The sequence below is a fragment of the Myroides odoratus genome (genome assembly GCF_965118575.1).
GTDB classification, from domain to species: Bacteria; Bacteroidota; Bacteroidia; order Flavobacteriales; family Flavobacteriaceae; genus Flavobacterium; species Flavobacterium odoratum_B.
The window spans coordinates 189290-201966 of sequence record NZ_CBCPHW010000005.1; the positions used below are offsets into that span (position 1 = coordinate 189290).

Below are 12677 nucleotides of genomic sequence, written 5' to 3' on the forward strand. Positions count from 1 at the left end.
CTATCTCAGCCTTTGTTGTTTGTGTTTCCTATATAGCTGTCAAGTTGCCTCGACCTTGTATTTTTGTAATTACAGAATTTCCATGCCTTCCATATCTCCACCAGCACCTTCTGGACCTCCATTCATATTTCTTTTATCCATTTTTTTGGTTTGATTGAATCGATACGTGAATGACAAGTTAATCTGTCTTCCGCGCCATTGCATTTCACTATGTGAAATAGATTGCGGTAAAACTAAATCTTGTTCTCTTTTTCTTGAGTTGAAGATATCACTGACATTAAATGTAATTGTTCCTTTGTCTTTTAATATATCTTTACTTAAAGCCAAGTTTCCAGATACATTGCCTAATACTTTACCTTGTGCAGTGTTATAAGGCGCTCTATACATTCCATTTAGTTGCCAATCAATCTTATAAGGTAAGGTGATTTTCGAAGAAATACGCGTAAACCAAGCATAAGCATTTTGATCAAAATTCTGCGTTTCTAATGCACCATCTAAATGGGTAAAGGTATAATCTCCTCTTGTTTCAGTACGGTAGAAATTGAAGTTACCATTTAATTTCCACCATTTGTAAGGTGTATAATTTAAGGTAAAATCAAAACCATAACGGTGTTCAGTTGCTAGGTTAATCGGAGAACTAATTGAAATAGGTGTTCCATCTGCCGTTTCCCCTGCAATTCTTCGTACAAATTGAAACGTATCATCTGTTTTGTTATAATACGCAGAAGCATTGAAAGTAAAACCAGTCCAACGTTTCATTACACCCAAATCAACAGCATGCGTTTTAGCCGGATTTAAATCGGGATTTCCCTGAAAGAAGTTGATGTTACTCGTGTAATTCGAAAAGGGGTTTAAGAAGAACCCACGCGGTCTATTTACACGTCTACTATAGCTAATACTTGTACTCGTGCTTTCATTTAACTCATAGTTTAAAAAAGCACTTGGAAAGAAATCATTGTATTTTTTGTTGTTGTAATTTTGAGTAGCCAATTGATTAACATCAATACTAGAATCCTCCCAACGTAAACCAACCATAAAGCTTAACTTACTTGTTATGCGGTCGCCATATTGAGCATAAAGGGCATGGATATTTTCTTTGTATTCTAAGATATTTGATAAACGAGTGTCTGAATGCCAACCGTTGTTTTCTAAACGTTGAATATTGAAATCAGTAGTATTTGATTTAAAAGTGCCTAAATAACCTGCTTCTAAATTTCCATTTTCACCTATAGGTAACGTATAATCTAGCTTTGCTAAGCCACTTTTCTCTTTTTCTTTATTAAAAGTTCGCTCAAAAGACGTTTGATTTAAGTGAGCATTGATATCATCAATCGTAGAATTTTCATTGTCTTTGTCTTGAGAAATAGATCCTTCAATGCTTAATACATGGCCTTCTTTGTCAAATTTTTTCTCAAAAGTAGTGGTGTAGTCTACGTTGTTTCTTGTTCCGTCTTTTGCTTCATTTCTATATCTATTGTATAAAAAATCATCGGAAGCATTGTAATAATCATATCTCACTCGATTTGGATTATTACTTGTATTACGACGAGCAGTAACCGTATTCGTCCAAGTAATAGAAGGAGATAAGTACCATTCTAAACCAAAAGTTCCATTGTATCCTTGTCTATCTCTGTTGTTGTCTTTGTATTCATAGATTCTTTGGGTCGGTTCGCCTGTAATAGGATCCATGTATCGGTTGTCATTTAAATTATAACCCACCGATTCCGAATCTCTATAACCTAAAGAAGTAAAGAAGTTGAATTTTTCACTTCTAAAGTTAAACATACTGTTTAGTTCATAGTTACGCGGATCTCCCATCGTTGCCGTAACACTTCCGTTGATACCTAGCGCTTTCCCTTTTCTTAAAATAATATTGATAATTCCAGCCCCTCCTTCTGCTTCATATCGAGCAGATGGATTGGTGATTACTTCAACACGGTCAATGGATTCAGCAGGTAAAATACGCATCGCTTCTTGGATATTATTAGCTAATCCAGTAGGTTTACCGTCAATTAAAACTTTTACATTTTCATTTCCTCTTAAACTAATAGTCCCTTCACTATCTACAACTACAGAAGGAACGTTGTCTAAAACATCCGCAGCAGTACCTCCTTTGACAATCATATCTTGCCCGACGTTGTATATTTTTTTGTCTAGCTTAATGTCAACCGTTGAGCGTTCTGCGATAACCGTTACTTCCTCAAGCATTTGAGAGTCATCTTGTATTTTTTGTACCCCGATAGAGGTGTCACCTTGTACCGTAATATGTTTTAATTCTAAAGTTTTAAATCCTAGAAAATCAATTTTAATATAGTAGTTACCATCAGGAACATCAAAAGAAAAGTTTCCTTTCGAATCTGACATAGCTCCTGAAACGATTGTAGCATTACTTTCGTTTTGAGCATAAATACTAGCGTATTCTAAAGGTGCATTAGTTGTTGCCTCGATAACAGTACCAGAGACAGTACTTTGAGAGCGGTTCTGAGCTGCTGTTGTTAGTGTCGTTAAAAATACGAACAACAGCAGAAGAACTGATAAAGGCATTTGTTTTTTCATTATAGTCGTTTAGTTTACTTATCGTACTAAGTTAGACTACAATTTCAAACATTGGTTTAATGTTGAGTTTGTTAAAAAAGAGTTAATTATAAAACTTGATATATCTTTTCTGTAGGTCTTGCTATGATAGCTTTAGATCCATTTACTACAACAGGGCGTTCTATGATTTGCGGATAAGTCACCATCGCTTGAATAATATCTTCATCGGAAAGTGTTTTATTGACAAAGTTTTCTTGCCAAAACGCATCTTTTGTTCGAACTAACTCAATAGGAGTGTAATTTAATTTCTGTAACAACGCTTTAATATCGTTATAACCAAGGTTCGCGTCCAAATATTTTATAATTTTGTAAGCTACACCTTGTTGTTCCATAAAAGCGATACTTTCTCTTGATTTACTGCAACGAGGATTGTGATAAATTATAATCATAGTCTAAGGGTTTGTTCTCAAATATAGCAATTTTTTTCAAACATGAAATACATCGATCAACTACTACATCAAGTAAATAAGAGACAAATTCTTTATTATCTCCCATTTACCCTTTTTTATTTGATGATTATGCTTGTAAATGGAATAATTACAAGGTATTCGTCAATTTCTACCAAAGAATTAATTAATTCTCAAATTGAGATTTTAGGAAAGAATATGGCTTTTTTTCAATTAATAGCGCCTTTTGCGATTTTTTTGTTATTTTTAGTGCTGTGGGTATTAGTTGTTCATAAACAATCGTTAGTTACTTTAACTACCTCTCGATCAAAAATTGATTTGAAGCGTTTTGCTTTTTCTTTTGCTTGCCAAACACTTTTAATTGTACTTAGTTTTGCTATTAGTTATAGCATTAGTCCCACCGATTATGTTTTTAATTTTAATCTCCCAGCCTTTTTAGGTTTTTTTGTCATTGCTCTTCTTTTTATTCCTATTCAAACGAGTTTTGAGGAATATTTTTTCAGAGGGTATCTCATGCAAGGAGTAGGATTAGCGACGAGAAGTAGAGCTATTGCATTGATTGTAACTTCGGTTGTATTTGGATTAATGCACTTGGCCAATCCAGAAGTTGAAACCTTAGGTGGAGGTATTATGATTTATTATATCGGAACTGGTTTTTTCTTGGGTATTATGACGTTGATGGATGATGGCTTAGAATTAGCCTTAGGTTTTCATGCAGCCAATAATTTAATTGGCGCCTTATTAGTTACGTCAAGTTGGACGGTATTTCAAACCAACTCTATATTTTTACATACAGCGGCTCAAGAAAAGGTTTCTGTTTGGGAGTTTATTTGGCAGATATTTCTATTTTACCCTATTTTGCTATTGATTTTTGCGAAGCGATACCAATGGAAAGATTGGAAAGATCGTTTAGTAGGACGAGTTGTTTAATTTTTATGAGTATCTATTTATGAATACCAACGATATACATCCAAAATTTAAATTAAATGGGGTATCCCATACGATAGCTTCTCTTTTGGAGGAAGCGGAGAAGATGCTCCATACGCAAGAGAATCATCTTCTTGAATTGGGACATTTAATACAACATTGGTTTGATGCAAACGAATATATTGTACAGAGAACCTCTGGTACAACGGGACCATCCAAGGAAATTCAGTTGCACAAAGCAGCCATGCGAGCGTCAGCCAAAGCGACCGTTGAGTTTTTTGAAGTACAAGAAGGAAGCAAAGCTTTGCTTTGTATGTCTGCCCAATTTGTAGGCGGAAAGTTGATGTTTATTCGAGCGCTATTATTTGGGTGGGAATTAGATGTTTGTAAGCCAACTGCACGTCCGTTACTAGATGTGAAAACGCAGTATGATTTTGTTGCAATGGTTCCCATGCAAGTGGAAAATAGCTTAGACGATTTGAATCAGATCGCTATTTTAATCATCGGAGGAGCAAAAGTATCTCCTCTTTTGACACAAAAATTACGAGAGAAGCAAACAAAAGTATATGAAACGTATGGGATGACTGAAACCATTACGCATATTGCTGCTAAAAAAATAGGAACACCTTACTTTGAAGTATTGCCTCAGGTTCAGATACAAACAGACCAACGCGGCTGTTTGGTTATTGATGCCCCTGCGGTTAATCCAACGCAAATAGTTACCAATGATTTGGTTCATTTAATAGATAACAAACGATTTGAATGGTTAGGGCGCTTCGACAATGTAATTAACAGTGGAGGCGTAAAATTATATCCAGAACAAATTGAAGAAAAACTAGCTACCAAAATAAAGACTCGTTTTTTTATTACTGGGAAATCAGATGATTATTTCGGTACTATTGTTGTATTGGTAATCGAAAATCTACCTTATGCCTTGGGCGAAGATATTTTTGAGGATTTAGCCCCTTATGAAAAGCCTAAGGAAATTCAATTTGTAGAACAATTTATAGAAACCGAATCGGGTAAGGTAATTCGAAGCAAAAACACAAACTAATAAAGGGTTTAAAAAATGAAGCGTTTAAAATTACAAAAAATAGGACTATTGATTATGTTGTTAGGAATAGGTCATGGGAATCAAAGCGTTGCGCAGGAAAAAAAGGCGGTCTTAGATCAGCAAATTACAGCTGCGATGATGAAGCAAATAGCAAGTAAAAATTTTCCCTCTTATAAAGAAGGAAAAGTAGCGGATTATATTCCAGAATTGGGAAAAGCAAATCCAGAAGCGGTTGCTTTTTCTGTGGTGAAAGAAAATGGAGAAATTATCAATGTAGGGGATGTACATGCAAAATTCACTATGCAGAGTATATCTAAAATAATTGCCTTGATGATTGCTGTTCAAGAAAAAGGAGAAAAGGCTTTGTATGATAGAATTGGCTATTATGGGACCGAAAAAGCATTCAATCACTATGCTAATTTAGAAACGGCGGGTAAACCGTTGAATCCGATGATGAATGCAGGTGCGATTTTAACTACGGCTTTTATTGAGGGAGAGGGAGATATTGCCTATCAAAAAATTCTAGAAAGAATTCGCTATATTACTAAAAATGAATCTATAGCTATTAATCAAGCCGTGTATCTTTCTGAAAAAGAAACGGGACACCGCAACCGAGGGATTTTTTATTTGCTAAAAAATAATGGATTGATAGAAGGCGAAGAAAATAAATTAGATAATTATTTTAAACAATGTTCCATTGAAGTAACCGCAGAAGATTTAGCTAAAATCGGGTATTATTTTGCCCATGGATGTACGCGTTTTGATGGAGATAAAACCTATTATAACAGAGATTTAGCTCGTTTAATTCAAGCGCAAATGCTTATTGCAGGAATGTACGATTTTAGTGGAGAATACGCAAGAACAGTTGGTTTGCCAAGTAAGTCAGGCGTAGGAGGAGGAATTGTAGTCAGCGTACCTAATAAAATAGGGATTGGCGTATTTAATCCTGCTTTAGATCAACATGGCAACTCTGTGGTAGGCTATCATATTTTATATGATTTTGTCAATCAATTGGATTTGAGTTTGTTTTAACCCTTGGTTTTACTTTTGAATAAATTTAATTTGTCAATATGACTACAAACACGAAGTGTAAAACCTAAGGTTAGAATGCTTAGTAAAATCTGAATGACATAATCTTTAGCTGGAATCATAAAAATATTAAATAAAAAACCACGTGCGCAGCACGTGGTTTTTTATTTTAAATTCTAAATGAATTAGAATTGCTCTCTACCAGAGAAATGGAATGCACCTTCGATAGCTGCATTTTCATCGCTGTCAGAACCGTGAACAGCATTTTCTCCAATTGATTTAGCGTATCTTTTACGGATAGTACCTTCAGCTGCATCAGCAGGATTAGTAGCTCCGATTAATTTTCTGAAATCTTCAACAGCGTTATCTTTTTCTAAAATAGCTGCTACGATTGGACCTCTTGACATAAATTCAACTAATTCACCATAGAAAGGTCTTTCAGCGTGTACTTCGTAGAATTTTTGAGCATCTCTAACTGTCAATTGAGTTAACTTCATAGAAACAATTTTAAATCCTGCTTCTGTAATCATGTTAAGGATTCCACCGATATGACCAGCTTCTACTGCGTCAGGTTTAATCATTGTAAAAGTTCTGTTCGTTGCCATTTGTTCTAAAATTAAATTTTTTGCAAAAATAGACTTTTATGTCTAATATATTGAATTTCGATTCGAAATCTTTACTATAAAGATAAAGTAATTGCGCTATGAAGTTGGAATATCCAATAAGCGTTGTGCTAAATCAATCATTTCAGGGGTTCCCGTGTGTTTTTTAGGTTCATCTGAAAGTTTGACTACATCCGTCCACGGACCACCTTCTGGGTAGGCTTGGGTCATTTTAATCACGATATTCAAAGCAGGTAAACCCGCATCGTTTGTGAAATCTGTTCCAATCCCAAAAGACATACCAATGCGATTTTTACAAGCGATAGCAATGCGCTCTACTTTTTCAGGATTTAATCCATCCGAAAAAATAATCGTTTTTGATAAAGGATCAATATTCATCTTTTTATAATGTGCAATGGTTTGGTTTGCAAATTCAATAGCATCTCCACTATCGTGGCGAACCCCATCAAATAGTTTAGCGAATTTTTTATCAAACTGCTCAAAGAATACTTTACTTGTATAAGTATCTGTTAAGGCAATTCCCAAATCCCCTCTGTACGTATCTACCCAATGCTCTAATCCCATAGAATTAGCCATTTTGAAGCCATATTTAGCTGCGTGAAACATAAACCACTCATGGGCATGTGTACCAATAGGTTTTGTGCCATATTTCATGGCTAAATGCACATTGCTTGTTCCAATAAAAGTTCCATCTCCATAGTTTTGAAGGGTTTCAACTACGATTTGATGCACGGCATACGAATGCCTGCGTCTTGTTCCAAACTCGGCAATGGTAATGCCCAACTTTTTGTAGTTTTCGATTTTTTCTTTTGTTTTTGCACGAATAACTGCATCAGGCTCTCGAACGGAACCTGTTAGCTGGTAGTACAATTCACAAATGATAGACATTAAAGGAACTTCCCACAGAATTGTGCGGTACCAATAACCTTTAATTGAGACTTCTAATTCTTCTCCTTCTTGGTAAATTTCAACTTCAGAAGGATCAAAGTGATACCCTTGTAAGAAATCCAAATAGGTAGGATCTAAATATGGACAAGTCACTTGAAGAAACTCTTTTTCTTGTTTAGTAAGTTTGAGTTTCGCCATAGCATCAACAGCTGCTCTTAGTGCCTCAGCAAAACCAAGAGGATATTTATGCTGTCCGCGATTGATAAAAATATAAGCGGCCTTCGCATAGGGAAATTGCTTAACCACGGCATGTTGCATGGTCAGCTTATAAAAGTCATTATCTAAGATAGATGAAATAACTTGGGGCGTATGTGGTGTTTCCATAGCTTTATTAAATTGATCAATCGATTGATGCAATCAGATTAATACACAAATATACAATATATAAAAAGTAGAAAGAATATAGCTTAAAAATACAAATAAAATAAGCAACCCGCTAGGCAGTAATTTCCTAGCGGGTTGCTTGATATAATTTTATTCAAAGGACTGTAAAGTTACCAGTTTGGTATAGGTACCCTTGAGTTTCATTAACTCTTCATGTGTACCTTGTTCTACAATTCTTCCTTTTTGCATCACAATAATTAGATCTGAATTTTGAACGGTTGATAAACGGTGAGCAATGACAACTGAAGTTCTATTTTTCATCATGTTTTCAAGGGCATCCTGAACGAGTTTCTCGCTTTCCGTATCTAAAGCAGAGGTTGCTTCATCCAATACCATAATAGGTGGATTTTTGAGTACAGCTCTCGCAATAGATAAACGCTGTCTTTGTCCACCTGATAATTTACTACCTGAATCACCAATATTGGTGTTGATTCCCAAAGGTAAATCTTTGACAAACTCATAAGCATTCGCTACTTTCAAAGCCTCAATAATTTGTTCATCAGAAGCGTTTTCATCTCCCACAAGCAAATTCGCTTTAATAGAGTCATTAAACAAGATGCTGTCTTGCGTAACTAAACCGATTAGATTACGCAAACTGTGTAAATCTAAATCGCGAATATCTACATTGTCAATTTTTATTGCTCCATCCGTAATATCCCAAAAACGAGTCAATAAATTGGCTAAGGTACTTTTTCCACTTCCTGATTGTCCCACCAGAGCAACGGTTTTTCCTTTGGGAATGGTCAAATTAAAGTCTTTCAATACCAAGTCATCTTCGTATTTGAAATTGATATTTTCGATAGATATTTTATCGTCAAACGTTTCTTTTTGAATAGCATTTTCAGGACTCATAATTGGGTTTTTCTCTTCTAGAATTTCCAATACACGTTCAGCAGCAGCATTTCCTCGTTTTAATGAATAGGATGCTTTAGACATTGCTTTGGCTGGTGTTAAAATATTGTATGCCATTCCAATATAAGCAATAAACGCTGCTCCTGTTAAAGTTCCTTCCCCTAGTACTAAATGTCCTCCGTAAACTAATAATACGGCAATCGTGACAATACCTAAAAACTCACTCAAGGGTGAGGATAAGTTTTGACGGTTTAGAATTGTATTATTTAATTCATAGAAGGATTGGGTTGAGTCTTGAAATTTCTTATTGAAGTTCTTCTCTGCATTAAAACTCTTGATTACTTTTAATCCCGATAAAGACTCTTCAATAATCGATAAGAAAAAACCTTGTTCTTCCGAAGCTTTTTGGGAGCTTTTCTTTAGCGTTTTGCCTACCTTGGAAATGATAATCCCTGAGATAGGAACAAATATAAATACGAATATAGTGAGTTCACTACTAATAGCAAACATCGCTATAATTGTGAATACAATCGTCAAGGGTTCTCGTACTAAAACTTCTAAAATAGATAAGAACGAGTGTTGAATTTCCAATACATCTGAGGTGATTCTTGAAATGACATCTCCTTTGCGTTTTTCTGAGAAAAAGGACAAAGGCAATTCCACAGCCTTTTTATACATCGCATTGCGAATATCTTTTAGAACGCCATTGCGTAAGAAAGTAATAAAATACATCGCCCAGTAGTTGAATAAGTTTTTCAACAAAAATATCGCAATGATTATTGCAGCCATGACCATTAAGGTATTCTGAGCGCCATATTCTGCTGTATATTGCGTAAGATGATAGGACATTAAATCGGATAAATAACCCTTTAAATTTCCAATGCCAGAATAGATGGGTTGTACGGCAACTTTTTTTTCATCGCCAAATAATATCGTCAACATTGGGATAAGTGCTACGAAACCCAACGCACTAAAAAGGGCATATAGGACATTAAAAAAAACATTGAGGTAAGCATACGATTTGTAGGGCTTAGCGAAATATATTATTTTTTTGAAATATTCGTTCATATTTAAAACATTAAATAATAAAAGGAAAGAAAAAAAGACTGGTGTTTTATACCAGTCCTTTTTTTATGAATTAGTTCAGTTTCATTTCGTCAATGATAGCCTGAATCTTTTGATCTAAAAATTGTTCTACTTCTTTTACTTCTTCCAAAGTATCGAGCCATTCATTTACGCTGAAATAGAATTTTATTTTAGGTTCCGTACCACTAGGACGAGCCGCTATTTTCGTTCCGTCTTCTAGGTAGTAAATCAATACATTAGATTTTGGAATATTAATCAATTCGGTTTCTCCGCTTAGTAAGTTCTTCGCTTCGCCACTTTGGTAATCTTCTACACAGACAACACGCTGACCGATGATTTCAGTTAACGGGTTTTCACGCAATTCAATCATGATTTGCTTAATTTCTTCTGCACCAGAAATTCCTTTTTTGACTAGAGAAATTAAATGTTCTTTATAATAGCGATGATCGATGTATAGATTGACCAATTCTTGATAAAATGAACTTCCTGCTGCTTTGGCAAGAGCGGCAATTTCACAAACCAATAGGGCAGAAGCTACCGCATCTTTATCGCGTACTTGATCACCTACCATATAACCAAAACTCTCTTCTCCACCGCCGATAAACTGTTGATTAGGAAATTCTTTGATGAATTTAGCAATCCATTTGAACCCCGTTAAACCAACTTTGCATTCTACACCGTATGCTTCAGCTAAATCTAACATCATTGGAGTAGATACAATCGTAGAACCAATAAACTCTGTACCAGAAAATCCGCGATTTACTTTCCATTGTTCCAATAAGAAAGCCGTCATCATCACCATGGTTTGATTGCCATTTAACAAGATCATGTTACCCTCTAAGTCGCGAACACCAATACCAATACGATCCGAATCTGGATCTGTACCAATAACGATATCAGCTCCTTTTTCTTCTGCTAAAGCCATAGCCATAGCTAAAGCTTCTGGTTCTTCTGGATTTGGCGATTGTACCGTTGGGAAATCGCCATTCGGTTCCTCTTGTTCTTTGACAATATAAACGTTGTTGTAACCGGCTTCTTTTAACGTTCTTGGAATCACCTTAATAGATGTTCCATGTAGCGAAGTATAAGCGATTTTTAAGCCGTCTTTTACCGCTTGAGGGGTATTGAAACTAGCATTTTCAATTGTAGATTGAATAAAGGCTTGATCTAATTCTTCTCCAACCGTTGTAAGTAAAGCATCATTGCCAGCAAAGTTAATTTGCTCATACGTCAATTGATTGATTTCATCAATTACAGCAGCATCTTCGGGTGGAACAATTTGCCCCCCATCAGACCAATATACTTTGTATCCATTATATTCAGGTGGATTGTGTGAGGCTGTTAATACAATACCTGCATTACATCCGTAATATCTTACTGCAAATGACAATTCAGGGGTTGGACGCATATCGCCAAATAAATACACTTGTATTCCATTAGCGGTAAATACATCTGCAACAACCTTAGCTAACTCTTGACTGTTATGACGACAATCGTAATTGATAGCTACTTTTAATTCTTGGTTAGGAAACGATTTTTTTATGAAATTGGATAAACCTTGTGTGTTTTTACCTAATGTATATTTATTGATGCGGTTTGTACCTACACCCATAATTCCTCGCATTCCGCCTGTACCAAATTCTAAGTTTTTATAAAAACTATCTTGTAAATGAGCCGGATCGTGGTCAAGCAATTGTTGAACGACAGCTTGTGTTGCTGTATCAAATGGCTCTTTTAACCATTGTTCTGCTTTTGCTAAAATTTCTTTTTCTATTTGCATCTTCTAATAATTTAGCTGTTGTTTAAACCTTTGTATTCAGCAATTTTATATCTGCTAGTATTGGATTTTGTTTGTAAAATAAGTTCACCTAGGAAACCGGCTAAGAACAATTGAGTTCCTATGATCATGGTAGCCAACGCGATGTAAAACCAAGGATCTTGGGTAACTAAGATAGCGGGTTTATTTTGATATAATTTGATTATTTTGCTTAAGCCTATACCAGAAGCAGCTAAAAAACCAACCATAAACATAAGAACACCTAAGGTACCAAAAAGGTGCATGGGTCTTTTTCCGAATCGTGATAAAAACCAAATGGTAATTAAGTCTAAAAAACCATAGATAAAACGACTCATACCGAATTTGGTTGTTCCGTATTTTCTCGCTTGATGTTGGACTATTTTTTCTCCGATTTTGTCAAAACCTTCATTTTTAGCTAATACGGGAATATAACGATGCATTTCTCCCGATACCTCAATGTTTTTAACAACCTCTTTGCGATAGGCTTTTAAACCACAATTAAAGTCGTTTAATTGAACCCCAGAGGTCATGCGTGCAGCCCAATTGAATAATTTCGAAGGAAGATTTTTAGATAATACTGAATCATATCTCTTTTTTTTCCATCCCGAAACCATATCAAAGCCATCGTGAGTGATCATGCGATATAAACCTGGGATTTCATCTGGGCTATCTTGTAAATCGGCATCCATCGTAATAACAACCTCGCCTTCAACCTGTGCAAAACCCGCATGTAAAGCCTGTGATTTTCCAAAATTGCGTTGGAACTTTATTCCTTTTACCTGTGTATTTTGTTGAGCTAATGCGGCGATAATTTTCCAAGAATCATCGGTACTCCCATCATCGACAAATACAACCTCATAGGTATATTGATTTTCTTGCATAACCTTGCTAATCCAAGCATAAAGCTCAGGTAGAGATTCTGCTTCATTGAGCAAGGGGATGACAATAGATATAGCTATACTCATGTAATTGTT

At 35.4% G+C, this 12677-nt stretch carries 10 protein-coding genes; 3 read left to right on the forward strand and 7 right to left on the reverse strand.

What is annotated here, in order from left to right; all coding sequences use genetic code 11:
* Positions 1–69: 69 nt before the first annotated feature.
* Both ACMHJ2_RS06040 and arsC read right to left on the reverse strand, forming a co-directional pair.
* Positions 70–2556 (reverse strand): TonB-dependent receptor domain-containing protein, encoded by a 2487-nt coding sequence (locus ACMHJ2_RS06040; protein ID WP_413512061.1) that lies wholly within the window; start codon positions 2554–2556, stop codon positions 70–72.
* Positions 2557–2642: 86 nt separating this feature from the next.
* On the reverse strand, positions 2643–2984 hold the full coding sequence (gene arsC / locus ACMHJ2_RS06045) for an arsenate reductase (glutaredoxin) (RefSeq protein WP_413512062.1): 342 nt from the start codon (positions 2982–2984) through the stop codon (positions 2643–2645).
* A 42-nt stretch (positions 2985–3026) separates the two neighbouring features.
* Here arsC and ACMHJ2_RS06050 point away from each other — a divergent pair, with 42 nt between their 5' ends.
* From ACMHJ2_RS06050 to glsA, 3 genes are read left to right on the forward strand one after another with little or no spacing between them, the layout of a single operon-like run.
* Complete coding sequence (locus ACMHJ2_RS06050; protein ID WP_413512063.1) at positions 3027–3932, forward strand: CPBP family intramembrane glutamic endopeptidase; 906 nt, start codon at positions 3027–3029, stop codon at positions 3930–3932.
* Positions 3933–3951: 19 nt separating this feature from the next.
* Positions 3952–4983, forward strand: coding sequence for an AMP-binding protein (locus ACMHJ2_RS06055; protein WP_413512064.1), 1032 nt, complete (start codon positions 3952–3954; stop codon positions 4981–4983).
* A gap of 15 nt (positions 4984–4998) precedes the next feature.
* Entirely contained in the window at positions 4999–6015 is a 1017-nt protein-coding gene (glsA, locus tag ACMHJ2_RS06060) for a glutaminase A (RefSeq protein ID WP_413512065.1), read from the forward strand.
* Between the two features lie 182 nt (positions 6016–6197).
* Here the strand turns inward: glsA and ACMHJ2_RS06065 are convergent, their stop codons facing one another.
* From ACMHJ2_RS06065 to ACMHJ2_RS06085, 5 genes are all read right to left on the reverse strand, one after another.
* On the reverse strand, positions 6198–6617 hold the full coding sequence (locus ACMHJ2_RS06065; protein ID WP_413512066.1) for a nucleoside-diphosphate kinase: 420 nt from the start codon (positions 6615–6617) through the stop codon (positions 6198–6200).
* A 96-nt stretch (positions 6618–6713) separates the two neighbouring features.
* On the reverse strand, positions 6714–7907 hold the full coding sequence (pncB, locus tag ACMHJ2_RS06070; RefSeq protein ID WP_413512067.1) for a nicotinate phosphoribosyltransferase: 1194 nt from the start codon (positions 7905–7907) through the stop codon (positions 6714–6716).
* A 150-nt stretch (positions 7908–8057) separates the two neighbouring features.
* A complete protein-coding gene (locus ACMHJ2_RS06075; protein ID WP_413512068.1) occupies positions 8058–9887 on the reverse strand; it encodes an ABC transporter ATP-binding protein in 1830 nt (609 codons plus the stop codon).
* Between the two features lie 70 nt (positions 9888–9957).
* Positions 9958–11685 carry a phospho-sugar mutase gene (locus ACMHJ2_RS06080; protein ID WP_413512069.1) on the reverse strand — a complete coding sequence of 576 codons (1728 nt, stop codon included), beginning with the start codon at positions 11683–11685 and terminating at the stop codon, positions 9958–9960.
* An 11-nt stretch (positions 11686–11696) separates the two neighbouring features.
* The gene (locus ACMHJ2_RS06085; RefSeq protein ID WP_413512134.1) at positions 11697–12662 is read right to left on the reverse strand and encodes a glycosyltransferase family 2 protein; all 966 of its coding nucleotides are present in this window, start codon (positions 12660–12662) and stop codon (positions 11697–11699) included.
* Between the last annotated feature and the right edge of the window lie 15 nt (positions 12663–12677).